Annotated in this window: 29 protein-coding genes; 2 read left to right on the top strand and 27 right to left on the bottom strand. The window is 41.8% G+C overall.

Translation table 11 applies throughout. From position 1 onward, the window contains the following. Positions 1-13: 13 nt before the first annotated feature. The 14 genes from yidD to HMPREF9421_RS04350 form a co-directional block, all read right to left on the bottom strand. Positions 14-268 (bottom strand): membrane protein insertion efficiency factor YidD, encoded by a 255-nt coding sequence (gene yidD, locus HMPREF9421_RS04415; RefSeq protein WP_006597287.1) that lies wholly within the window; start codon positions 266-268, stop codon positions 14-16. Then, entirely contained in the window at positions 268-996 is a 729-nt protein-coding gene (locus HMPREF9421_RS04410; RefSeq protein WP_006595790.1) for a pseudouridine synthase, read from the bottom strand. Before HMPREF9421_RS04410 ends, yidD begins: the two co-directional genes overlap by 1 nt. After that, on the bottom strand, positions 986-1,555 hold the full coding sequence (scpB, locus tag HMPREF9421_RS04405; RefSeq protein WP_006595789.1) for an SMC-Scp complex subunit ScpB: 570 nt from the start codon (positions 1,553-1,555) through the stop codon (positions 986-988). The genes HMPREF9421_RS04410 and scpB overlap by 11 nt, the downstream gene beginning before the upstream one ends. Continuing rightward, positions 1,548-2,258, bottom strand: coding sequence for a segregation/condensation protein A (locus HMPREF9421_RS04400; RefSeq protein ID WP_006595788.1), 711 nt, complete (start codon positions 2,256-2,258; stop codon positions 1,548-1,550). Before HMPREF9421_RS04400 ends, scpB begins: the two co-directional genes overlap by 8 nt. Beyond that, complete coding sequence (gene xerD / locus HMPREF9421_RS04395) at positions 2,258-2,989, bottom strand: site-specific tyrosine recombinase XerD (protein ID WP_006595787.1); 732 nt, start codon at positions 2,987-2,989, stop codon at positions 2,258-2,260. Before xerD ends, HMPREF9421_RS04400 begins: the two co-directional genes overlap by 1 nt. After that, positions 2,986-3,447, bottom strand: coding sequence for a cyclic-di-AMP-binding protein CbpB (gene cbpB / locus HMPREF9421_RS04390; protein ID WP_006595786.1), 462 nt, complete (start codon positions 3,445-3,447; stop codon positions 2,986-2,988). The genes xerD and cbpB overlap by 4 nt, the downstream gene beginning before the upstream one ends. After that, positions 3,444-3,965, bottom strand: a complete 522-nt coding sequence (locus tag HMPREF9421_RS04385; protein ID WP_006595785.1) for a metallophosphoesterase — start codon at positions 3,963-3,965, stop codon at positions 3,444-3,446. Before HMPREF9421_RS04385 ends, cbpB begins: the two co-directional genes overlap by 4 nt. Then, a complete protein-coding gene (locus HMPREF9421_RS04380; protein WP_006595784.1) occupies positions 3,950-4,918 on the bottom strand; it encodes a nucleoside-triphosphate diphosphatase in 969 nt (322 codons plus the stop codon). The genes HMPREF9421_RS04385 and HMPREF9421_RS04380 overlap by 16 nt, the downstream gene beginning before the upstream one ends. Continuing rightward, on the bottom strand, positions 4,915-5,709 hold the full coding sequence (gene racE / locus HMPREF9421_RS04375) for a glutamate racemase (protein ID WP_006595783.1): 795 nt from the start codon (positions 5,707-5,709) through the stop codon (positions 4,915-4,917). The genes HMPREF9421_RS04380 and racE overlap by 4 nt, the downstream gene beginning before the upstream one ends. A gap of 78 nt (positions 5,710-5,787) precedes the next feature. Continuing rightward, complete coding sequence (locus HMPREF9421_RS04370) at positions 5,788-6,030, bottom strand: YneF family protein (RefSeq protein ID WP_006595782.1); 243 nt, start codon at positions 6,028-6,030, stop codon at positions 5,788-5,790. A 56-nt stretch (positions 6,031-6,086) separates the two neighbouring features. Beyond that, entirely contained in the window at positions 6,087-7,337 is a 1,251-nt protein-coding gene (locus HMPREF9421_RS04365; RefSeq protein ID WP_006597295.1) for a diaminopimelate decarboxylase, read from the bottom strand. Between the two features lie 82 nt (positions 7,338-7,419). Further along, positions 7,420-8,106 carry a Bax inhibitor-1/YccA family protein gene (locus HMPREF9421_RS04360; protein WP_006595780.1) on the bottom strand — a complete coding sequence of 229 codons (687 nt, stop codon included), beginning with the start codon at positions 8,104-8,106 and terminating at the stop codon, positions 7,420-7,422. Positions 8,107-8,135: 29 nt separating this feature from the next. Continuing rightward, complete coding sequence (locus HMPREF9421_RS04355; RefSeq protein ID WP_006595779.1) at positions 8,136-8,624, bottom strand: HD domain-containing protein; 489 nt, start codon at positions 8,622-8,624, stop codon at positions 8,136-8,138. A 31-nt stretch (positions 8,625-8,655) separates the two neighbouring features. Next, the gene (locus HMPREF9421_RS04350; RefSeq protein ID WP_006597288.1) at positions 8,656-9,402 is read right to left on the bottom strand and encodes a TrmH family RNA methyltransferase; all 747 of its coding nucleotides are present in this window, start codon (positions 9,400-9,402) and stop codon (positions 8,656-8,658) included. Positions 9,403-9,475: 73 nt separating this feature from the next. On the opposite strand from HMPREF9421_RS04350, the gene HMPREF9421_RS04345 reads away from it, so the two are divergent. Together HMPREF9421_RS04345 and yidC are read left to right on the top strand one after the other, a co-directional pair. Then, positions 9,476-9,754 carry an acylphosphatase gene (locus HMPREF9421_RS04345; RefSeq protein WP_006595777.1) on the top strand — a complete coding sequence of 93 codons (279 nt, stop codon included), beginning with the start codon at positions 9,476-9,478 and terminating at the stop codon, positions 9,752-9,754. Between the two features lie 77 nt (positions 9,755-9,831). Then, a complete protein-coding gene (gene yidC / locus HMPREF9421_RS04340) occupies positions 9,832-10,770 on the top strand; it encodes a membrane protein insertase YidC (RefSeq protein ID WP_006595776.1) in 939 nt (312 codons plus the stop codon). A gap of 78 nt (positions 10,771-10,848) precedes the next feature. Here yidC and greA read toward each other — a convergent pair whose 3' ends face one another. From greA to nrdR, 13 genes are all read right to left on the bottom strand, one after another. After that, positions 10,849-11,331, bottom strand: coding sequence for a transcription elongation factor GreA (gene greA, locus HMPREF9421_RS04335; RefSeq protein WP_006595775.1), 483 nt, complete (start codon positions 11,329-11,331; stop codon positions 10,849-10,851). Between the two features lie 61 nt (positions 11,332-11,392). Next, entirely contained in the window at positions 11,393-13,003 is a 1,611-nt protein-coding gene (gene mltG / locus HMPREF9421_RS04330) for an endolytic transglycosylase MltG (RefSeq protein ID WP_447441555.1), read from the bottom strand. Between the two features lie 62 nt (positions 13,004-13,065). Further along, on the bottom strand, positions 13,066-13,566 hold the full coding sequence (locus tag HMPREF9421_RS04325) for a GNAT family N-acetyltransferase (RefSeq protein WP_006595773.1): 501 nt from the start codon (positions 13,564-13,566) through the stop codon (positions 13,066-13,068). Positions 13,567-13,578: 12 nt separating this feature from the next. Further along, positions 13,579-14,007, bottom strand: a complete 429-nt coding sequence (locus HMPREF9421_RS04320) for a GNAT family N-acetyltransferase (protein WP_006595772.1) — start codon at positions 14,005-14,007, stop codon at positions 13,579-13,581. 9 nt (positions 14,008-14,016) lie between these two features. Further along, the gene (gene murC / locus HMPREF9421_RS04315) at positions 14,017-15,351 is read right to left on the bottom strand and encodes a UDP-N-acetylmuramate--L-alanine ligase (RefSeq protein ID WP_006595771.1); all 1,335 of its coding nucleotides are present in this window, start codon (positions 15,349-15,351) and stop codon (positions 14,017-14,019) included. An 11-nt stretch (positions 15,352-15,362) separates the two neighbouring features. Beyond that, the gene (gene zapJ / locus HMPREF9421_RS04310) at positions 15,363-16,034 is read right to left on the bottom strand and encodes a divisome accessory protein ZapJ (RefSeq protein ID WP_006595770.1); all 672 of its coding nucleotides are present in this window, start codon (positions 16,032-16,034) and stop codon (positions 15,363-15,365) included. Positions 16,035-16,091: 57 nt separating this feature from the next. After that, on the bottom strand, positions 16,092-19,187 hold the full coding sequence (locus tag HMPREF9421_RS04305) for a pilus expression-regulating Snf2 family helicase (protein WP_006595769.1): 3,096 nt from the start codon (positions 19,185-19,187) through the stop codon (positions 16,092-16,094). Positions 19,188-19,496: 309 nt separating this feature from the next. Continuing rightward, positions 19,497-19,943 carry a hypothetical protein gene (locus HMPREF9421_RS10955; protein WP_006595768.1) on the bottom strand — a complete coding sequence of 149 codons (447 nt, stop codon included), beginning with the start codon at positions 19,941-19,943 and terminating at the stop codon, positions 19,497-19,499. Positions 19,944-19,949: 6 nt separating this feature from the next. Further along, positions 19,950-21,260 (bottom strand): ribosome biogenesis GTPase Der, encoded by a 1,311-nt coding sequence (der, locus tag HMPREF9421_RS04295; RefSeq protein ID WP_006595767.1) that lies wholly within the window; start codon positions 21,258-21,260, stop codon positions 19,950-19,952. Between the two features lie 16 nt (positions 21,261-21,276). After that, entirely contained in the window at positions 21,277-21,993 is a 717-nt protein-coding gene (locus HMPREF9421_RS04290; protein WP_006595766.1) for an NADPH-dependent oxidoreductase, read from the bottom strand. Further along, on the bottom strand, positions 21,990-22,889 hold the full coding sequence (dnaI, locus tag HMPREF9421_RS04285) for a primosomal protein DnaI (RefSeq protein WP_006595765.1): 900 nt from the start codon (positions 22,887-22,889) through the stop codon (positions 21,990-21,992). Before dnaI ends, HMPREF9421_RS04290 begins: the two co-directional genes overlap by 4 nt. Beyond that, positions 22,890-24,062, bottom strand: coding sequence for a replication initiation and membrane attachment family protein (locus HMPREF9421_RS04280; protein WP_006595764.1), 1,173 nt, complete (start codon positions 24,060-24,062; stop codon positions 22,890-22,892). It lies immediately after the preceding gene. Then, positions 24,063-24,536: a transcriptional regulator NrdR gene (gene nrdR / locus HMPREF9421_RS04275; RefSeq protein WP_006595763.1), complete on the bottom strand. Its 474-nt coding sequence runs from the start codon at positions 24,534-24,536 to the stop codon at positions 24,063-24,065. Between the last annotated feature and the right edge of the window lie 84 nt (positions 24,537-24,620).

The following is a 24,620-nucleotide window of genomic DNA, read 5'->3' as shown; positions in this document are numbered from 1 at the left end:
AGCTTGTTCTATCTTAATGGTTACCTTTCTCTTCTTCTAGCTGGCTTCTCAGACTGAAATGATCTGGAACTGGATCCACTCCAGTCTTGCTCCAGGGATGGCAACGAAGAATCCGAGCAAGCCCCATCAAAATTCCTTTTAAACCATGCCGTTCAATGGCCTGAATCATATAGTTTGAACAGGTAGGGCTATAGCGACAGGAAGGTGGAAAGAGGGGTGAAAGAAGGCGTTGATAGAGACGAACAAGGCCGATCGCACATTTCTTCATTATTTTTTCGTCTTTGTCACTGCAAGAGTATGCAATTGGCTAATTTCTTTTTTATTGAGACGTCGGTATTCTCCAGGACGAAGTCCAGAAACGTCTAAATTTCCAAATTGCGTCCGGGACAATTTATCCACCAAGAGGCCAACAGCTTCAAACATCTTTTTAACCTGGTGATTGCGGCCTTCATGGATGGTCAATTGAACAACCGACCGGTTCTTTTCTGGATCAACCTTTAAAATTTCATAGGTTGCTGGCTTGGTCTTTTTGCCATCAATGGTCACACCACGAGTTAAAGGGCGCAAGTTTTCTTTGTTGGCCAATCCCTTCACACGCGCAACATAAACCTTATCAATCTCATTACGCGGATGGATCATTTCATCCGTAAAATCACCATCATTGGTCAAAATCAGGACACCAGAAGTATCCCAGTCCAAACGACCGACAGGATAAATACGTTCCTTGACTTGCGGTAACAAATCAATAACAGTTGGTCTCCCTTTATCGTCTGATACACTGGAAATGACTCCTCTTGGTTTATTTAAGAGGTAGTAAACCTTCTCTTCATTGTATATCGGTTGACCTTCTACTTCCACCTTGTCTCCAGACTTGATCGTCGTCGCCAATTCACGGACCACTTTGCCATTTACAGTGACAAGGCCTTGTTTAATCAATTCCTCTGCTTTACGACGGCTTGCAACACCAGCATGAGCAATATATTTGTTAATTCTCATCAATTTCCTCCGTTCTTTCTGTAAATAATTGGCTTTCTTGACCGATTAACTCAGTCTCTTCAACAATTGGTAACTCGTCTAGATGGTTAATCCCCATATAATCCAAAAAGTAATCTGTCGTCACATAGAGATTGGGTCTCCCAATGACTTCCTTCTTCCCATCTTCTCGAATCAACTCAAAAGAAAGTAATTTTGAAATGGCCCCACTAGAGTTCACTCCACGAATATCATCGACTTCAATCCGAGTAATCGGCTGTTTATAGGCAATGATGGAGAGAGTTTCCAAGGCGGCACGAGAGAGACTTTGATTCATTGGTGACTTTGAAAACTCACGTAACAGCTCTGCATATTGGGACTTGGTCACTAATTTATAGGTTGACGCTGTCTCCAATAAGGCCATACTAGAATCCTGATCCTGCTCGTACTTCTGGGCCAATTTTTCTAAACTTTGAATTACTCCTGTGTGAGGAAGGGATAAGAGATCGGCTATCTGCCTCACCGTCAAACCATCTTCTCCTGCAACAAACAAGAGGGCCTCCATCTCTGCAATTTTACTCATTCTTTAATCCTACTAAAATAATATCTCCAAATGGTTCTTCCTGAAGAGCCCCAACTTCTTGTACTTTAATTAATTCCAAAGTCGCCAAAAAGACTGTAATCAGTTCGTTGACATCCTTGGCTTCCTCAAAAATATCTTGTAGCAAGATTCTCTTACCAGGCTGACACAAGTGACGAACAACATTCATCAGGTCTTCAATTTTATACTCGTCTCTAACAATGGTCGTATGATTTTGTCGAAATTCTTCTTTCTTTTTCATTAACAATTTTGAAAAGGCCAAGAAAAGATCAATCGTGGTCTTGTCATGGACCAATTCTGCATCATCATAGACTAATTCCGTTTTGGGTTTTGAAAAATATTGGGCTCTCTCCTCGTGTTGAAGGGCCATCTTTTCACCCAATAGTTTAAACTTCCGATACTCTTCGATTTGAGACAGGAGGTCTTGCTCTAAATCTTCTTCATCCGTTGCTTGCTCCGCAATTTTTGGAAGGAGACGCCGACTCTTAATCAAGGTCAACTGACTGGCCATCAGCATGTATTCACCAGCAACCTCTAAGCGCATGGCTTGGAGGGTCGTCAGATAGGCCAAGTACTGCTCGATCACCTCAATTAGAGGAACCTCATAAATATCCATCTGATATTTTGAAACGAGGTGTAAGAGAAGATCCAAGGGACCTTCAAAATCCTTTATTTTAATATCCATTACTTATACTTTTCTAGGGTTACTAGGGTTTTTAAACCGAGCTCTCGGGCGATGCTAAACAGATCCATCCCCTGTTCTCTTTGTTTTAAAATGTATTGTTCCCGTAAGGATTGCGCCGAAAGATTTTCAAAACCTTTTTCCAATAGGAAGGACTCTAATTGACGGAAGCCCCACTGACGTGAATAGGCCTTGCCCTTGTTATCAAATAAATAAGTCCCTGTCATCAAATCTGTCAACTCTCCCAGAAGTGCATCCGGGATACGCAAAACCCGTTTCTGTCCTTCTTTCCCTACTCGTAAAACCTGAAAATCCAGTTCAATATCAACGATTTTCAACTGAAGAATTTCACTAGGCAACAAGCCCATCTCGACAATCAAGAGGGCAATCAAGCGCCCTTGGGATAAGTCTGATCCTTCCCACAAGAGGGATAAGTCCAATAGTTCTTGATCGTGGCTTTTCGGCACAGAGACTTTTGGAAGGACCAAACGATGGTAATCCTCAATAACCTGGTGCTGATAAAGATAAAACAGAAATTGGTTGACGGCTGATAGCTTCCGTTTTTGAACAGCTGGTTTAAAATCCTTAATCGAAGCTTGATAAATTCGAAGATTGGTATCTGAGACATGGTTATGAACAGTATCCACGAACTGATCCAAATCATAAGAATAGGCCGTCTGTGAATTTTCACTTAAGTCTTTTTCTTTGATAAAACTAGCTATGTATTCTTTCATTTTTTCCTCATCTCATATTCAATTGAGAAATTGTGCATGAGGGAGTTGATGGCTTTTAAAATGGATTTTCGAGTGATGATCCCTTCAAAGACTCCATCCTCTGAAACAACCGGTAGAAAGGATTCCTCTACCAACTTATGCAAGACTTCTGTCAAATTATACTCTTTTCCTAAGTACTCTCCATCCTTTTTCGTCATATGAACGATATCCATGGATGAAAAGACTTCATCAGAATAATCATGTTTCATTTGGTAAGAAAGAATGTCTGTTAAAGAGATCGTCCCTACGTACTTCATCTGATCGGTCACAACAGGAACACGAGTGTAGCTGATTTGACTCAGCACCAAGATGGCATGATCCACATTGTGGGTATCAATTAAAACAGCCAAATTCCGCGCCGGTGTCAAAAAAGTCTTTTCTTCTTGAAGAATAAATTCTTCAAATTCCTTGGCGATCATCGATCAAACTCCTTTGTAAGAGGTTCATAGACCTCATGCTTCCGATTTAAAAATTCAACTCGATAGGAATCTGCATCAATTTCTACTTTAGCATAAAGGCACTCTTGAATGGGCCCCCGCGGTAAACTGATTGACCCAGGGTTTAGAAAAAGGGTACGCCCTTCTTTCCAAGCATCCGGAATATGCAGATGGCCATAGAGGCAGATATCTGCATCTTCTTCTTGGGCCCACAAATCTAACTTTTGAAAACTAAAATTAATCTGGAAAAGATGACCATGGGTTTGAATAATTCGGGTAGGACCCAATTGCGTCACCAACCGTTCTGGGTATTCCCCATAAAAGTCCATGTTCCCTTTAACAACATGAATGCCTTCCCATACAGGGTCGGTACTTTCTAACTCAGAATCCCCATTATGAAAAATGGCATCGACCTTACCTTTATAGTGGTTTTTGATCTCTTCTACGATCTGACGATCTCCATGAGAATCGCTCATGACGATGATTACTTGTTCTGCCATGTTGGGAATACCTCCACTAATTTCTTCACGGCTAAAGCACGATGCGATTGTTGATTTTTTTCCTCTAGAGTTAGTTGAGCAGATGTCTTACCTGTTTCTCCTACTAGAAAGAGGGGATCATAGCCAAACCCGTTCTCACCTTTTGATTCAAAGTTGATATAGCCTGGCCAATCCGCCTCGACAACAAGGCTTTCCTTACCAGGACTGGCAACCACTAAGGTTGTGTGGAATTTTGCTGACCGATCCTTCAATTCAAAGACCATCGCCAACTCATGTAAGAGCTTGGCATTGTTCTCTAGATCGGTCGCTCCCACACCGGCAAAGCGAGCAGACCAGACACCTGGTAAGCCCCCAAGAATATCGACCATAAGTCCTGAATCATCCGCCAAGACCATTTTCCCTGTTAGCTGTGAAATTGTCTCAGCTTTTAAGCGAGCATTTTCTTCAAATGTCATTCCTGTTTCAGCGACTTCTGGAAGATCTGGATAGTCATTGAGATTCTCGACTTCAAAGCCCATTTGCTCAAAAATCTGACGAAACTCTTTGGTTTTTCCTTCATTACGAGTAGCGATTAGCAAGCGATCCTTAAGCCCTTCCTGGCCCAAAAAATCTGCAAGTGGAAGACCATTTTTTGGCAGATAAACAGCGAGCAATTGCTCTCCTTCTACAATGAGAAGAGCTCCTTGACGTTGCACGATTTCAATTTTCCGACCTACTGTTTCCTCTACGATTTGAAAGAGGAAGGTCAAAAACTGTAAGCTAGAGGCGTAACGAACAACCGTTACATTTAGGGGGAAGCCCAAGTCTGTGTCTCCAACTAGTGATTCTACTAAGTCAACAAGCTCAGAAGCTTCTGAAGAGACTTCACTATATTCGTTATAGTCACTCCGATCTCCCCATTCAGCTAGAAACCAATTTAAGGCATCTTTGTATTCATATATCTTTTGGTTCATAATTCTACATGCTCCACATGAACGACTTGATGCAACCAAGTCTTAGCAATCGCTGCAAAACTGGCTGCATTGGCCGTTGTATAAAACTGATGGTGGCAATCCTCCAGTTGGCGACTGCGATTAATCTCAAAATAATTGAGCAAGACTGAGATGTCCCGGACACACTCAGCACCGCTATCAATTAATTGAACCTCTGGCCCCATGACATTTTGAATAATAGGGCGAAGGAGAGGATAATGGGTGCATCCCAAAACCAGCGTATCCACTTTCCCAGCCAAAGGTTTCAATGTTTCATAGACGACTTTTTTTGTAACACTGGACTGCAACTCATTGGATTCCACCAGAGGGACAAACTTCGGACAAGCTAAACTCTCTACTGCCATTTCTGGTGAAAGGCTTTGAATTTTTTTCCGATAAATATCTGAGGCAACCGTCATTGGAGTCCCAATCACCCCAATTCGTTTGCTTTTTGTCGCCTTGATCGCTGCGGAAGCTCCTGGCAAAATCACTCCTAAAACAGGGATGTCCAAGGCTTCTTTCACCTCTTCCCATACAACGGCTGTCGCCGTATTACAGGCCAAAACAATCATCTTCACATTTTTCGTTAGGAGAAAACGAACCATCTCCCAAGTATAGTCACGAATTTGATCTGCTGGTCTCGGACCATAAGGTGCTCTGGCAGAATCACCAATATAGACCACCTCTTCATGGGGAAGTTGCCGCATTAATTCGCGTACAACGGTCAACCCTCCGACACCCGAATCCAAAAAACCAATTGGTCGATTGTCCATCTGCCTTCCTTTCAAAACAAGGGACCAAGAAAAATCTTAAAGTCCCCTACTTATTTTATTGTGTCATCTGTTTTGCTTTTATTTCTTCTTCGTATTCAAAGATGCTTTTTGTTGATTCAGAATTTGACGGTAAACTTGTTGTACCTTCGCTTCACTTGGACGTTGACCACTAGCTCCCAATAATGTACGAACCGCTTCAACATTCAAACGTGGGTTTGATGCAAATTCTTTTTCAAACTGCTTGCGAAGTAGGTACATACCTGCCAACATTCCACCAAAGAAAGCAAGGATAATCAATAAAATTGTCAAAAATGTAGACATAAGTGTTTTTCTCCTAAATTCAATATTTACACATTTTCTATTATACCAAAAAGGCCCTATTTTTCAAAGTCAAAGCCATACAATGTTGCAAAGTAATCCTCTGGTTTTTCGGCCCGTCGGATGAGACGAGTTTGGCCCGATTCTTCTAATAAAATCTCGGCAGAGCGAAGCTTGGCATTGTACTGATAACCCATAGAATAACCATGCGCTCCTGTATCATGGATGACCAAAAGATCTCCAATCTCAGAGACAGGAAATTCCCGATTCTTGGCAAACTTGTCATTGTTTTCACACAAACTACCAACGATGTCTACTACTTCGGTCTCTCCATCTGGACGATCCAGATTGGTGATATGGTGGTAGGCACCGTACATAGCGGGACGGAGGAGATTGACAGCCGAAGCATCTACTCCTAGATAGGTTCGATAAGTCTGTTTCTTATGGGTGACATGGGTGACCAATAGGCCATGGGATGCTAGCATAAAGCGACCTAATTCTGTATAGATTTTCACTTGATCTAAGCCGGCCGGAACTAAAATGTCCTCGTAAGCCCGACGAACACCCTCCCCAATCACGGCAATATCATTTGGTTGGTCTTCTGGTTTGTAGTTCACTCCAACCCCACCGGAGAGGTTGACAAAGTCCAAGGTCACCCCTGTCTTTTCAACCACTTCTACTGCCAACTGGAATAATTGCTTGGCCAATTCTGGATAATAATCATTGGAGACGGTATTTGAAGCCAAAAGGGCATGGATCCCAAAGCGTTTGACTCCTAAGATTTTCAACTCAATAAATGCTTGGATCAATTGTTCCTTGGTCATGCCGAACTTTGCCTCTTCAGGGTGATCCATGATATCCGTTCCCAGTTCAAACACCCCTCCTGGATTATAACGGCAAGAGATGACCTCTGGTAGTGTCGCAACAGATTGTAGGAAGGCTACATCTTCGTAGGCATCCAAGTTGATAGTCGCTCCTAGTTGACGAGCAAAAAACATCTCTTCAGCCGGCGTATTGTTGGAAGAAAACATGATCTCTTGACCTGTAAATCCTAATTTTTGTGCCATCAGCAACTCCACATAGCTAGCACAGTCCACGCCACAGCCTTCTTCTTTGAGGATTTTTAGGATGGCTGGATTCGGGGTCGCTTTGATAGCGAAATACTCCTTAAATCCTGGATTCCAAGAAAAAGCTTGATGGAGCGCACGGGCTGTCTGCCGGATCCCAGCTTCATCATATAGGTGAAAGGGAGTTGGATAGGTTTCCGTAATTTGTTTTAATTTCTCCCTGCTAATAAATGGGCGTTTCATTGGAAGCTTCTCTTTTCTATCAATTTTCTTTAGTATATCACAAGTTTTCCAACAAAAAAAGCCGGTTCCCCGGCTCTTTTTCTTAATCGTTGCGTCCAAAAATACGTAAGATATTGATGAACAAGTTGATGAAATCAAGATAGAGTTCCAAAGCTAAAGCAACAACCCATCCATTGGTTGGCTGACCATTGGATTGTTCATAGACATAACGAATCTTTTGGTTATCCCAAGCAGTCAAACCTGCAAAGATAATCACACAAAGAATGCTAAGGACATAATCCATACCAGAGCTTTGTAAGAAAATGTTCGCAATCGAAGCAATGATAATTCCAATCAAGGCTCCCATAAATGCTCGGCCCATTCCAGACAAGTCTTTTTTGGTCACACGACCAATGGCTGACATGATAAAGAACATCAAGGCACTAACGACGAAGGCTTTATAAACTGTCGCTTGAGCATAGCGTGCAATGATAAAACTCAAGGTAAACCCATTCAAAGCTGAATAAGTTAAAAAGAGAGGCAAGGCCATGGGATTGTTTTTCACCGATTGTCTAGAAGCGACAAGGACCAAAATCAATTCAACGGCAATAGCAATATAGTAGACCCATGGAGCCTGAGTTAGAATATATATGAAGGTTTCTTGGAAAAGGGTCATCATCAAAGCTGATACAACAGCTGAGATTCCAACTCCAACTCCAACTAGAGAATAAATTTTGCTATAAAAGCTATTAAGGCCACTTTGTTCGTGGATAACGGTTTGTTGATTCATAATCAATCATTCCTTTCAAACTTAAATTATTATGATTTTAACATTTTTCGATGGAAAAGTCTCCTCTTTGACCACTTTTTTCTCATTGGTTCTGAGGCTTCTTTGATAGCCCAGTACTTATCGACCATGGTCACGAGGAAAGATTCTTTGTAGCGTGGTGGAGCAAGCGTCAAGCCCCACATATGTTTGAGGATGATATCCTCTTCTTTTTTATTGAGGCTTGTTATCTTTTTTGCGTTTCGGACAGCTATCCGAGGATGTACCCAGGCATGGCTCTTGTTAAATTTGACCTGTCGCCAATCGTAGTAAAAAAGATCGTGTAAGAGTACTTCCCTTGCTGTACTTTTGGTATCCCAGCCCATCTTCTTAGAAATGCGGTAGCTGGTGTAGCTAACATGAATGGAATGCTCCAAGCGGTTGGAATGAATATGGTGGGGAATTTCCTTTAATTTTTGAAGTTTGGGATGCTGGATCAAATGTCCGACCTCAGCCATATATTCTTTGTCTTGTCGATACATGCGTCTCACCTCCTAACATCTGACTAGCGCACTATTCTTCAATCATAGAAAAGATCAAAATCCCAGCAGCAACAGCGACATTCAGGCTCTCTGCCTGACCTGGCATGGTGATATGAACCAGCTGATCTGCACTCTCAGCCATCTTGGAACTAATTCCTTGTCCTTCATTGCCCATGACCAGTACAAAAGCAGGGACTTTCTCCACTTGCTTATAGTCAACGGAGTTTTGGGACAGGGTGGTCGCATAGATAGGTAGCTGACTTTCTTCAATGGCTGTTAAGAGTTGCTCCTTAGGTAAACGAATAACAGGAAGATGAAAATGACTCCCCTGCATAGAGCGCAAGGTTTTCATATTATACAAATCTGCCGATTGATCGGTTAAAAGCACCCCGTCAAAGCCTGCTGCATCGGCAGTCCGAATCATGGTGCCGACGTTGCCTGGATCTTGAACATCCTCTAACAATAAATACCGCCCTTGAGTCAGCTGAAGATGCTGGATGGGCTGTATCTTAATTTCTGCCACGATTCCTTGAGGGCTTTTGGAATCAGTAATTTCTGATAAAACCTCCGGAGTTACGATGGTTACCTTCGTATCGACCTTGATTTTATCAACAAAGTCTTCCAGAACAAAGACATGTTCAATCGGAGCCTGATGATTGACAGCTTCTTCATAAAGATGCCAGCCTTCAATCAGGTAAGAGTCTGTTCGGTATTTTTTTTGATGAAGTTTTTTAACTTTTTTAATCCCATTATTGGACTTAGAGGTTATAATATTCATAAGACTATTATACCACATTCACAGGAGGAGCTTCTCCGTCCTGAGTAGGAATTCCATCACAAGGAGAACAAGTATGCAAAAAGTTAAAATGACAGCCCAAGGTCGGGTTCAAGGTGTTGGCTTCCGTTGGGGAGTTTATAGCTTAGCACTAGAAATTGGAGGCATTACAGGTCGGGTCTGGAACAATGATGACGGAACGGTCACTATCCTTGCCGCCTGTGAAGACAATGCCCGCATGGCCAAATTTATCCAAGAAATACGAAAAGGTCCTACTCCTTTTTCAAAGGTTTCTTATTTAGATGTTCATCTGGCAAACTTCGAACCCTATAAAGATTTTAAAATTTCAAATTAAGTCCAGAGAACTATTGTTAATTTGATAAAAAAACAGTAGAATAGAAAGGTATTATTTAAATTAAAGGATTAAAACTCGTGAAAAAATATAAACGTTATTTACTTGCAGCCCTCAGCTTGTCTGCCCTTCTCCTCTTAACGGGGTGTGTCAGCATCGACAAGACAACTAAACAACCAACCGGTTTCATCTGGAATCTGATTGGAAAACCGATGGGGGAAGCCATCAATTTCTTTGCGACAGATCTTGGCCTTGGCTTTGGTCTAGGGATTATCCTCGTAACAGTGATCGTTCGAGTCATCATCTTCCCTCTAGGTATTTATCAATCATGGAAGGCAACTTACCAGTCTGAAAAGATGAACTACCTCAAACCGATCTTTGCACCGATTCAAGAACGTATCAAAAACGCAGAGACTCAAGAAGAAAAGCTTCTTGCCAACTCCGAATTAATGAATGCCCAAAAAGAAAACGGCGTCAGCCCATTCGGTGGTATTGGATGCCTGCCTTTGTTGATTCAAATGCCTTTCTTCTCTGCCCTTTATTTTGCAGCTCAATATACTCCGGGTATTAGCAAGGACTCTTTCCTTGGAATTGGTCTCGGTTCAAAAAGTCTGGCTTTAACCTTAGTTGTTGCTGTTCTTTACTACATTCAAAGCATGCTCTCTCTCCATGGTATCGAAGATGAAAACCAAAGAGAAACCATGAAGAAAACAGCTCTTGTAAGCCCAATTATGATTGCCGTCTTCTCTTTGATGGCACCAGCTGGTGTCACTCTCTACTGGGTAGTCGGTGGTTTCGTACAGATTATTCAACAATTTGTCATCAACTACCTCATCCGTCCAAGATTGCGGAAACAAGTTGCTGAGGAATATAAAAACAATCCTCCAAAAGCTCCAGCATCCAATGGACGTCGCGTTAAAAAAGATATCACACCTACCAATCCAGCCAACGCTAGTCGTTCCCTTCCAACTAACGGAAACAAAAAACGAAACGCTGGAAAACAACGCAACCGTAACTAATACTAGCAAAAAGGCCGAGAAGTCATCTCGGCCTTTTCTATTTCTACAAAAAAATGAGAGTGGTTCACTCTCATTTTTTTATTCTGTTTTTTCAACATTTAAGATTTTCACTTGGTAGCTTCCTGCTGGAGTTTCAATCGTCACAGTGTCCCCTGTTTTCTTACCAATTAAGGCATGACCGATTGGACTTTCATTTGAGATCTTACCAGCAAAAGCATCCGCTCCAGCTGAACCAACAATGATGTAGACATCTTCTTCGTCTTCGCCAATTTCTTGCACGGTGACTGTTTTTCCGATTGCTACTTCATCAACAGCGACAGCATCGCTATCAACAATTTCAGCATAGCGAATCTTTGTTTCTAGGCTGGAGATTTGTCCTTCAACAAAAGCCTGTTCGTCCTTAGCTGCTTCGTATTCACTGTTTTCTGAAAGGTCTCCGTATGAACGAGCAATTTTAATCCGCTCTACAACTTCTGGACGACGGACTAATTTCAATTCTTCTAATTCAAGTTCTAACTTTTGCTTTTCAGCAAGGGTCATTGGATAGGTTTTTTCTGCCATAATTCTTTCTCTTTTCTATTATTTTTTTCGAACTAAAAAGGTGTGGCATGCCACATCCTCCTTAGTTTGAGCTGCTTTCTGCTAATTTGCTATTCACGTGTTCTTCCACGTTTTTAGTGTGTTCCTCATAAGTTTTCGCAAAATAGACTTCCCCTGTCTCTACATTTGCGACAAAGTAGAGGTAGTCTGTCTTGCTTGGGTTAACGGCTGCTTCAATTGCAGATAGTCCAGGACTATCTACTGGACCAGGCATCAAACCAGTATTCTTGTAGATATTATAAGGTGATTCAATATTGGTATCAATTGTTGCGTCCTCTTTAAGAGTCGTCTTCTTACCTAACTGGCCTTGTGCGTACAAGATGGCAATATTACTTTGAAGAGGCATGTCTTGATTCAAACGGTTATAAAAGACACTTGCAATATCCTTGCGATCTTTATCAGTTGCGCCTTCTTTTTCAATCAAAGAAGCCAAAGTCAATGCCTCATTGACATCAATATTTTTAGCTTCCATAGTGTCATAGTAGGCTGAAAGATTTTGGTCCATCGCAGCTAACATTTGGTCAACAAGATCTTCCATTTTACTATCTTTTCCATAGCCGTAAGTAGCAGGAAAGAGATAGCCTTCTAGGCGGTAGCGTACGCCACTTTCTTTAGACGGCAAAGTTGCTAGTAACTTAGGATATTTGGCTACCATCTTTTCAATAAAAGCATCATCTTGGATGACTTTTAAGAATTCTTCTTGCGTATATGGAGTCTTGGCACCAGATTTGGAACTCGCATCCACAGAAACCACTTCCGCGATTTGATCAATCGTGTAGCCCTCAGGAATGGTAATTTTTCCTAAGACTGGTGGTTCCGGAGTTTTAGTCCCTTGCTCTTGCAATTTTTGAATAATGGTATCTAGATCCATACTCTTTTGAAGATTGAAATAACCGGATTGGAAGTTCCCATAATTCTTGAACTTGGTGTAATAGTTGAAGAACTGACCATTCTTAATCAAGCCTTTTTTCTCCAAAATAGTCCCAATTTCACGATTGCTAGAACCAGCAGGAATTTCAACGGTTACAAACTCTGTAGCCTTGGCATCCATGGCATTTAAGTTCGATTGAACATAGGTCACTGCAAAAATTCCAGTTGCAACCATTAAGACGAAAAGAATTCCTAGAACTGTCAAGACAATCCGCTTCGCAATGGTATTCTGTTTTTTCTTTTTCTGAACGCGTTGATCCCGATCCTTGCGCGAAACACTAGATATCGGTTTTTCTTTTCTCGAAACAGCTACAGGCTGACTTGAACTTTCTGGTTCACGAGTTGGCTCTTCGATTGGTAGAGGTGTTTCTTCTTGGTTCTCTTCGGCTACTTCCTGAATTGCAGAGACCTCTGTAGCCTCTGGCACTTCTACTCTTTCTACTTCCTCTGGAATCTCTACTTTTTCCTGAACCTCGGGCTCTTCTGATACAAGCTCAGAATGCGACCCTTCCGTCTCGTCTTCTTTGTTTTCTGGAGTAGAGATTTCTTGAACAGGTAAGTCATATTCTTTTTCAACCTGTACAATCTGTTTATTGGCTTCTTCAAGATCACGGAGAATCCGCTCTTTAAAGCTTAATAATTTTTCATTCTCTTGTTGGTTATCAGTCAAATACTTGACCCCCCTTGTCATAATCCTTAATATTATATCTTAAAAGGAATAGAAAAGCAATAGGAACGAGGCTTGAGGGACTCAAATCCTATTGATCACTTACTTGATGGGACTTCCCATACTAAATCGTACCATATTTCCCCAGCATAGTTAGAGGCCGAGCGACCTTCGTTTACAAAGCCGTTCCTTTCATAATACTCAATCAAGTAATCATGACAGGTCAAGCTAACCCCTTTGCGTCCTTCCTCTAAAGCAAGATTCTTCATGGCCTCAAGCAGGGCTTTCCCAACCCCTGAGCCTTGGGCAGACTGAGAAATCGAAAGACTCGTAAGGGTAATAAAACCACCTGGTAGATGGGACTCATCTTTTACTTCTGTTGTAAAAGAGCGGTCCTCAACATATCTAGTTTGTGTTACTGGGCCTTCTAGATAGCCTAGAAGTTGGCCATCCTTTTCAGCGACTAAAAAGCTATTATGAAACGTTTCGATATGTTTTGCAAGCACTGTCTCATCTATTGCCTCTTCTGGACTAAAATTTTCCAGTTCAATGGCAAGAATGGCTTCTAAATCATCAATAGTTGCACGACGAATGTTCATTTTTCTTCCTTTCTATAGGGATAAGTACCACATTAGGTGATAGCCCTCAACTCCTTCTTCCTTATCCCCTATCTCTAGTTGGAAATCATTCATTTCAAAATACGGAATCAACTCTTCCTGGCAGGTCACATGAATCCCTAACAAGGACTCTTGAGCTACAAGAGACTTGAGTGTGGCGAGTAGCAAGGTACCAAACCCTTGTTTTCTAAAGTCTGGAAGAATTTCCAACCACAATAGTTTTAAAGAGGATTTTTCGAACTGCTCCTCTATCTGAATTAGGCAACTTCCAATCACTTGCTCTTCAAATTCCAAGACCAGGGCCCTGAATCCATTCAGTTCTTGCTGCTTGTCTCTTTGAAAAGAAAAATTTTGGGACGTGATCTGTTCGATCTCATCCCAATCATTTTCTTTAGCAAACCGAATTCTAACGCTTGGTTGCATGGTATCTCCTTATTGAACGTTATTGGTCAAGTTCCCAAGTAAACGTTCAAAAGAATATTCATAGGTCTGGATATCTCCCGCTCCCATGAAGACATAGACGGCATTGTCATGATCTAAAAGTGGAGAAACATTTTCAGCTGTAATCACACCTGATTTCTTAATAATTTTCGCTTCTAGATCTTCCACTTTGACATCGCCATGGTCCACTTCACGAGCTGATCCATAAATCTGAGCCAAGTACACCGCATCTGCCTGGTTCAAAGCATCCGCAAACTCATCCAAGAGGGCAATCGTCCGAGTAAAGGTATGAGGTTGGAAAACGGCTACGATTTCCTTACTTGGGTATTTTTGACGGGCTGCATCCAAAGTGGCAATAATTTCAGTTGGATGGTGGGCAAAGTCATCAATGATGACGGTATCGTTGACAATCTTTTCTGTAAAGCGACGCTTCACCCCGCCAAATGTTTTTAAGTGTTCCCGAACCAAATCAAGATCAAAGCCAGCGATATAAAGCAAACCAACGACCGCTGTAGCATTCATGATATTGTGACGTCCAAAGGATGGGATTTGGAATTGTCCCAAATCTTCTCCACGGAAATGAACAGTAAAGGTTGATCCCGTAGTAGAACGCAAGAGATCACTTGCTACAAAATCATTGCCCTCTTCTTCAAATCCATAGTAATAGATTGGAGCATTAGCTGTTATCCGACGAAGCTCAGGATCTTCACCATAGATAAACAGTGCTTTGGAGATTTGTTTGGCATAATCATTGAAGGCATTGAAGACATCTTCTAGGCCAGTAAAGTAGTCAGGATGGTCAAAGTCAATATTAGTGATAATCGAATACTCTGGGTGGTAAGGCATAAAGTGACGTTCGTACTCATCTGATTCAAAGACAAAGTACTTAGCCCCTTTCGAACCACGCCCAGTTCCATCACCAATCAAATAGCTGGTATCTGTGATATTAGACAGAACATGAGACAAAATTCCTGTAGTAGAAGTTTTCCCGTGAGCTCCTGCCACTCCCATGCTGACAAAATCACGCATAAATTCACCCAAGAATTCATGGTAGCGTTGATAGGTATAGCCTTGTGCATCTGCATAAGCAATCTCCACATTATTCTCAGGTTTAAAGGCATTCCCAGCGATCAAGATTTGATCTCCAGTAAGATTCTCTTCGCTGAATGGTAAAATGGTAATCCCTGCTTGCTCCAGACCTCTTTGTGTAAAATAGTATTTCTCTACATCAGATCCTTGTACAGTGTGTCCCATCTGATGGAGCATGAGAGCCAAGGCACTCATACCAGCTCCTTTTATTCCGATAAAATGAAATGTTTTTGACATAGTTTCTCCTCCTACTGGTCCAGATTGGTCACATTGAGTTCTTGTTTAATGGGTCTTTGTTGACTATTTTGTTGATGTTTATTATAGATTTGACTCTTCTTCAAGAAATCATAATTATTTTTCTTTGGTTTTTCTTCTTGAGGGGACTCCTGAACTGGACGTTCTTCCGCAGTTTCTAAAAGAATCAATTGGTCTTGTTTCAGTCGTTCGCCATATTGGATTAATTCACCAGGATTCTCCTTTTGAAAAGGTGCTGTTGGCTTCACTTTTGCCATGAAAGAAGGGGTGATTTTTTTACGATTTGACTTAGACGCAATATCCGCTGTCAAATACGGAGCCGTCCGCTTCTTTTTCAAATCAGCACGCGCTGCTTCACGAGCTTCTTCTGCGTAGCGATTCGCCGGGCTCTTTTTATCAACAGGCTCCTTGAAATCAGGAGTCATTGGTTGCCTTCTTGACTTAGGCACTTCAAATGGTTTTTGAGGGGATTTTTGTAGATTTTTTTGATAAGGTTGCTCTGCTACTTTTCCGGTAGCAATTGGCTCCCATTCTAAATAGTTTTTATCTGTATACTCCCCAAGAATATTACTAATGAAGTCCCCATCATCATATAAATTCATATGGGGCATTTGAGTTAGCATCAATTCATCATCTGCTACTTGAGGGAAATGCTTATCCGTCATCCTATTTCTTCCTTTCGACACTTCATTAATTATAAACTATTCATTTTATTTTTCAAGTTATTCTACCGAAATACCCAAAATTTCCCGAATTTCTTCAATAGAAAGACTGGAGCGCGTTTCGGTACCATCTAATATGGTAGAAACTAAATGACGTTTGCTGGTCTGGAGCTCTTGAATTTTTTCTTCGATGGTCCCTCGGGTAATCATCCGGTAGACCTCAACATTCTTATCTTGTCCCATTCGATGGGCACGGCCAATGGCTTGATCTTCTACCGCAGGGTTCCACCATAGGTCAACTAAAATAACCGTATCTGCACCTGTCAAATTCAAACCAACCCCACCTGCTTTCAAGGAAATGAGAAAGGCATCTCCTTGACCGGAGTTAAAGGCATTGGTCATGTCCTGACGTTCATTAGCTGGCGTAGATCCCGTGATTTTAAACGAAGTCATCCTCAGAGCGTCCAACTCTTTTTCAATGATATCCAACATGCCCCTAAATTGTGAGAAGATCAACACCCGTTGGTTGCCGTCTTTGATCTGCTCTAACAGTTCTCGAAGGCTATCCAACTTCCCGCTTTCCCCAGTATAATCCTCTAAAAAGAGGGATGGCGTATCACAAATTTGACGAAGACGCATCAAGCCAGATAAGATTTCAATCTTACTGCGATTGAGTTCCTCTTCAGAAGAGCTTAGAATGCGATCTTGCATTTGCTTTAACTGAGCCAAATAGATCGTTTTTTGATCGTCAGCCAATTCATTTTTATAGGTCATCTCAATCAAATCTGGAAGTTCTTGCAAGACTTCACTTTTTTTCCGTCTCATGATAAAAGGCTTGACGTATTGAGAAATTGTCTCTGGACTCAATTGTTTAAATTCTTTTTTACCCGGAAACAAACCAGGAAGAACTATTTGGAAAATAGACCAGAGTTCCTCTACATGGTTTTCTATTGGTGTTCCCGACAATGCAAAGGTATGAGGAACATCGAATTTCCGTAAGTATTGAGCAATCTTGGTTTGAGAATTTTTCATGACCTGGGCTTCATCCAAGATGAGGTATTGGTACTGATTTTTTTCGTATTGCTCTACGTCCTGACGGAAGGAAGCGTAACTGGTAATAGCTACCTGAGGATTGCTTGCAATAATCTCGTCGCGACTTGCTTTGAGGCCATAAATGACCTCCACTTCCATTTGTGGAGCAAACTTTTCGAACTCCTCTTTCCAATTATAGATTAGACTAGATGGAGCCAAGATCAAAATCTTAGAATCTGCTGTCGCAACACTCGAGAGAAAAGCGATGGTCTGGAGTGTCTTTCCAAGTCCCATATCATCTGCCAAAATCCCCCCAAAACCGTAGTGATTGAGCATGGATAACCAGCGGACTCCTACTTCCTGATAATCTCGAAGTTTAGCAGTTACTTGTAGCTTACCTAATGGAAATTGCTCTGGATGAATCAAATCATGAGCCAAATGACAAAACTCTTCAGAAAATTGGGCATTGTCAGCTGTCTCAAATATCTGCGAGAGCTGAAAAGCTGCAATGCGATTGGTTTGCAACTGACCTGTTTTTGTCTTCTTTGCGCGAAGATTCAATAAGGTTTGACTGATCCGCTTGGTTTCTTCATCAAAGATAAGGACCTTTCCTGTTTGACTCACATAATAGTCATTCTTCTCGATTAAGGCAGTCATGACTTGGTCAACTTCAGAGGGATCAATTGAGTCAAATTCAAATCCAATCTCAAGGAGGCGACCACTGGTTTGAATAGCAATCTTAGGCTTTTCAACCTGATACAGGTTTAACAACTTGTCTGAAACTTCCACCTCTCCTAGTTGTTCAAATAATGGAAGGGTCTGCTGAAAGAAAGGATAGATTTGTTTAGGAAGAAGTGGAGACCGTTTGGTTTGAAATTGATTGGTAAAACCAGCTGCCAAAATAGTTTCAAAAACCAAACGTTCCTTATCAAAATTACTGGAATAAGGCAGATCCTTGAGTTCTTGGTCGGAACGAACGATACGGTCCTCATAGACAAAAATTACATCCAGCACGACTTCTCCTTGTTCAGACAAATCGAAAGTAAAGTGAGGTTGAAAATCATGAATATAGAAGTTACTTGGTGCTTTCACCTCACCAATTTTCTTAAATTGCTCTAAGCTATAGGTCAATTTGGTCTGATCTGACAAATCAAATTGAACATGTCTCTTCTGATCACTGGATAGGGGTAAACTCTGAACAGCCTCAATCAAAATCTTTTGAAGTGGTGAGATTTGGTGAAAATGGCCATTTGCCAAAAGAAAGCGACCTTCCACCATTTTATAGGAAGCCACTTGGACCTGTAGTTCGATAAACTCCTTCATTTCCACTACTTGGAAAGAAAACAAGCCTGAATCTTCTTGGAGTTCTTGAAAGAAAACTTCCTGATAGGTATCCATCCCGACTTCAAGGGTAAAGGACGGTAGATCCATTAATAATTGTACAGCTTCTTCAAAGAAGCTCATTGGAAAGTAAAGGTGACGGCCTCCATTTGGAAAGAAGAGGGCATCATGTACCGGATCCCCCGATAATAAGCCTTCTAAAAATCGTATCAAGGCACGACTTTCAGGGTCAAAGGCTGCGTAGGAAATCGGCTCATAATAACTTTTCCCAATTGCAAAATGGGACTGTTTTCTGATAGCTTGCAAAAATGCCACAACATCCCGCACTACATAAGTTCTCTCATCCGGTCTGCGATAGATACGAAGGGTCCACAAAAACTGACCAGAATAGTCGTCTACATGACCGGTCGCTGAGAGCCCAAAACGGACTTCTTTGCTTTCAATCTTTGGCAGGACCTGATCTAAAAACAAACTTCCAAAAGATACTTTTTCCTTTGTTTCTTGACTTTCTGTTGCATCTTGCTCCAAACCAAGTAAGAGTTCCTTCCCTTCTTCATCATTTTTTAAAAAGGCTTCTCCCGCAGCTAAATGCACACAGAATTTCTTCTTTTGAAAAAAATCACAACTACAAAAAATTGCTTGATCATCAAGACTATACCGGAGGGAGTCATTGTCAATTCTGAAATAGAGGTACTGATTCTTCATTTCCTGTAGGGATACTTTCCCGTTTTCATAGAGAAGGATTCCTTCCGAACGGATTTTCCCAGGAATTAATTTTGCCATATTTACCACCTTATGTTTATCCCTTTATTATATCATATCCCCTCTAAAATAGAAAAAAAGACAAGGAATTGCAAAAGATTCAATGCCTCATTTTACGATCATCTAAGTCCTCTTTTCTTTTTCCATTTAAAAAGAGGCTGGGACAAAAGTCCGGCCTCTCAATTGTCTTTGGATTGTCGAGCAAGACGCAGTGGTTGAGTGGGCTCTACTACGCTGATTTCATCAGCTTTTACAGCCCTACTCAACTGTGCGGAGGTGGGACGACGAAATCGAATTCTAACGAATTACCGATTTCTGTCCCACTCTCTTTTATTTTATTCTCTTATAACCCTCTTTTTTGAAATTTTTGATATGTTCTGAATAGTTGGCCAGTTCTCCAAACGTTTTTTTCTCATCGTTGGCTTTATTTAAGGCTTCAACATCTAAGTCTTGGTAGACGATCTTGGTATGAATCATCAGTCCACCTTCTTTCGTCCGACTCACATCTGTTGTATAGCCCGAAATTCCTTTTTTAGGTTCAACAATTTCTTTTTTAATATATTCGAATTCAGAGTCATCTTCAATATTTACATTAAAATTATCAGCCCAAAACTCTTCAGAGATCATTTGGTTGGATCTATGTCGAATCGTCACTCGAAGAAGAATGTCTTTATCTTTTTTCTCATAGGTTTCTTCTCTTTCAACACTGCAAGCTGTCAGTCCCAGAAATACTATGAATGTGACTACAAGCAGGAGTCCTTGTTTCAAAGTTTTCATAAACACCTACTTCCGTTTCCGAGCAATCAAATGGATCGGAGTCCCTTCAAAGACAAAGGCTTTCCGAATTTGATTTTCCAAGAAACGAAGGTAAGAGAAGTGCATGAGCTCCTCTTCATTGACAAAGACCACAAAGGTTGGTGGCTTGGTAGCGACCTGAGTCGCATAGAAGATTTTCAGACGTTTTCCTTTATCTGTCGGTGTCGGATTAATGGCAATGGCATCCATGATGACATCGTTCAGGACAGCTGAAGGAATGCGTGTATTTTGGCTCTCACTGATTTGCTTGATCATGTCTGGTAGCTTGTGCAAGCGTTGTTTGGTCAAAGCAGAGACAAAGATGATAGGTGCATAAGAAAGGTATTGGAACTGATCTCGAATATCATCTTCCCATTGCTTCATGGTGTGGTTATCCTTTTCAAGGGTATCCCACTTATTGACCACGATAATCATCCCTTTTCCAGCTTCATGGGCAAATCCAGCAATCCGCTTATCGTACTCGCGAATTCCTTCTTCTGCGTTCAAGACCATCAAGACCACATCCGAGCGATCAATAGCCCGCATAGCCCGCATGACAGAATATTTCTCTGTATTTTCATAAACCTTACCTGATTTTCGCATTCCGGCTGTATCAATCATGGTGTATTCTTGGCCTTCTGCATCCGTGAAATGGGTGTCAATCGCATCCCGGGTAGTCCCTGCTACAGGACTCGCAATGACGCGGTCTTCCCCAAGGATGGCATTGATCAGACTAGATTTTCCGACATTTGGGCGGCCAATCAAGCTGAACTTAATGACATCTGGATTTTCTGGCTCCCGATCCGTCGGAAGGTTTTCAACGATGGCATCCAAGACATCCCCTGTACCAATCCCGTGCACAGATGACACTGGCAAGGGTTCGCCCAGGCCAAGAGCGTAGAAATCATAGATGTCAGTTCGCATCTCTGGATTATCCACTTTATTGACTGCTAAAATGACTGGTTTGTGGGTCTTGTAGAGCATCCGAGCGACATACTCATCTGCATCGGTAATCCCTTCTTTTCCAGATACGACAAAGACAATGACGTCTGCTTCATCCATGGCAATCTCAGCTTGGTGCTTGATTTGCTCCATGAAAGGTGCGTCCACGTCATCAATCCCGCCAGTATCAATAATACTAAATTGGTGGTTGAGCCACTCTGCCGTTGCATAAATACGGTCCCGAGTAACCCCTTCGACATCCTCGACAATGGAAATCCGCTCACCGGCAATCCGGTTAAAGAGCGTCGATTTCCCGACGTTGGGACGTCCTACAATGGCAACAGTAGGTAAAGCCATGGTGTCCTCTTTTCTCTTATTTTTCTAGTTGGTGTTTCTTTAATAATTCTGCCGTAGCAGCTGGTTCTTCCTGTCCAAATTGGGCAGCCAATCGTTGGCTCCAAGTATCCGTTGCCCGTGCTCCAGCATAGGCAGTCTGTACTCGATCAAAGGCCTCAATCACTTCAGGAGTTTGCTCCTGGTAACTTTCTTCGAAGACAACAGCTTCTAAAGGAAGGCGAGGCTTCACAGGATGGTTCTGGTTTGGCACTCCTAAAGCCATCCCAAAGACGGGATAGGTGTAGTCTGGTAAGTTAAATAGTTTAGCCACTTCAGCCGCTTCATACCGAACCAAGCCAATAATGACGCCTCCGTAGCCTAGACTTTCAGCAGCCAGCAAGGTATTCTGACCTGCCAAGGCCGCATCTACAGAAGTAATTAATAAATTATCTGGTCCTTCTGGATGGAATTGATCCGTATGCATCCGAACCCCTTTTTCAGCTCGGTTGAGATCTCCTACAAAAAGTAAGAAAACAGAGCATTGACGAATAGCTTCCTGAGGGACCAATTGATAGAGCGCCTCTTTCTTTTCCTGGCTTCTCACTAAGATAATGGAGTAAGACTGGAAGTTCTTCCAAGAGGAAGCCATTTGTCCAGCTGTTAGGATTGCTCGGAGGTCTTCTTCTTTGATGTCCTCCTCCTTAAAACGACGGACAGAAGAATGAGATTTCATCAAATCAATAACAGTATTCATCGGCGATTTTCTCCTTCTAGGCGGACTTCTTTAGCCAGGAACTTGATTCGCTCCATAACACGCTTGGCTTGCCAAGTCTCATCTCCATTCCGAGATGTAGCAAAATGACGTTCCAAATCTTCAAAGTTGAAATTGGAGGTAAAGAAGGTTGGAAGAATCTCCTGCATCCGGTGTTGCAAAATCACTTGCAAGACTTCATCCCGAACCCAAGGCGACATTTGCTCTGCTCCAATATCATCTAGAATCAAAATTTCAGCCTTCTTGACTTGATCCAGCATCTCTTTGACTTGGCCTGTGTTGATGGCATTTTTGACATCAATGACAAAACTTGGAAAATGCAGAATCGTTGAAGAAGCCTGCCGTTTTTCGGACAAGTCATGAGCAAGGGCTGCCATCATATAGCTTTTCCCTACTCCAAAATCTCCGTATAGAAAAATTCCTTTACGGGCTTGAGGATAGGAAGCAACAAAATTGGCTAACTCTTCAAAGGCTCCAAAACGTCCACGATCATCCAAGTCGACTTTGGCTAAGGAAGCTTCCTTCAAAGTGCTTGGCAAGTTGATTAGTTGCAAGCGTCTATTGATAGCGGCTTGTTTTTGTGCCTCAATCAACTCAGGTGTCTCCTCGTAGGAAACATCCGCATAGCCCTCATTCATGACCAATACAGGCTTATACCCTCTTGCAATATAATCCTCATCCCCGAGGACAAAGCGATTCCGTTCACTGATGTATTGGTTAAACTTGGAAATACTGCGACGGATTTCAGCATCCGACAAGGCTTCCTTTTGAATAAAGGTTGCAATCTCAGGTTCGGCGAGAATTTGAGCTACCAATTCTTCATAATTGAACTGCTGTGATCGATTCATCTGGGACATGGTTTTCCCTACGCTCTCCATTTACTCCCCTCCTTGATTTAATTTTTCGAGCAAGGCCCGTTTTTGTTGTTCCAGATCAGCCTGTTCTTCCTGGCTGGTCTGGTTGGTATAGTTAGGCTGACTCCACTTCGGAACATTGGTCTTTCCAGTCGCTGACCCACTCTTAGCTGCTTTCTCTTTTGCTTTTTGTGTATGGGAGTCTTGGCGCTGGCGGATCTTCAGGACGGCCTCCTCAGCCGTTTTAATCCCCTCATAAGCAAAATCATTCCCAACCTTTAAAGCGTATTTTTCATTAAGATTGGCAGAAGCAACCTTGTTAAAGGTCAACAACAAGATCACATTTATGACTTCATCTAAGAGGCCTAACTGCGCCAAGTCAGAAACTACTTGACGTTCTGATTGGGTCACGACAGCCTTACGCGCTTTTTTAATTCCTGCTAAAAATTGACGACTGGTCTTATTTTTAGCTTCTCGGATTATGGCTTTTTCCTGCGGAGTGAACTCATCCTTGCCTTTTTCTGGTGGTTGTTGGGTCAGTTTTTGTCTCATCCGTTTGGTCGAAATGATTAAATTAGCCGCTGTCTCCTTGGCCAATAGATAGGTCTCATACCAGGTCCAATTCTTCTCTTCAGTGATGGCATAGAGAACCAAGAGATCCTCCTGTTCGTTTTCAAAACGGAGACCATCCCGCGCCATTAATTGTTTAAAGTGCTCCAAACTGAAGGAAGATGTTTTCCTCTGAGGGGTCAAAACACCATCAATCCCAAAGACAGAGGCAAAGTTTACCTTCCGTTTCTCGCCCTCTGGATTTTCAGGTAGCAAGTCACGAACTGCTGCTTCTCCTATTTTTTTCTCTAGCAACTTCTGATAAGCAACATTGGCAAAAAATTGATCTGCTTCTAGTGGAGGCACAAATCGGAACTGAAGTCCTTCTTCTGTTTCATAAACCTCTAATAAATTCATGGCAATCAAGCGGTCTAGACTTTCAAGAAAATGAGCGAAACCTAGATCCAAATGATTTAAAATGACAGCAATCAGCCGTTTTTCTTTCCCCTGATCATAGAGACTCAGCAGAAACGTATATAATTGACTTGCTTGAACACCTAATATTGGTCCATACAGGTGCGTAAAGGAGGCTCCTGTAGGCGCTAAATAATTATTCTTCAAGAAAGAAAATGAAGTATTGGGCTTCATCTATTTTTCCTTTTTCTTCTTCGTTCCTTTGGTAATCTGTTTTAAGAGACTTTCCAATTCACCAACATCCTTGAAACTACGATAGACACTCGCAAACCGAACATAGGTAATTTCGTCCAACTCTGCTAACTCGTCCATGACCAGCGATCCGATATAGTCACTCTGAATCTCATTTTCACTCTGGCTACGAATCTTTTGTTCGATTCGACCCACAATTTCCTCAATTTCGTCACTCGACACGGGACGTTTCTGAGCAGATCGAATAATCCCATTAAATATTTTATCTCTAGAAAACTGTTCCCGGGTGCCATCTTTTTTCACCACAACAAGAGTCCGCTCTTCTACTCGTTCATAAGTGGTAAAGCGATGATGACATTCATCACATTCTCTTCTTCTACGAATCGTTTTCCCATCTTCTGCCTGGCGACTATCTACAACACTAGACTTGTTTCCGCCACATTTTGGACACCGCATGGACACCCTCCTTATCGTTTCTTAATACTTTATTCTATCATATTTAGGGCTAAAGTGAAAGCAAGGGAAATAAAGAAAATCCCT

Source organism: Streptococcus australis ATCC 700641, from assembly GCF_000186465.1.
Taxonomy (GTDB): domain Bacteria; phylum Bacillota; class Bacilli; order Lactobacillales; family Streptococcaceae; genus Streptococcus; species Streptococcus australis.
Note: the sequence above shows the minus strand (reverse complement) of the source record. Positions and strands in the feature narration are given on the sequence as shown.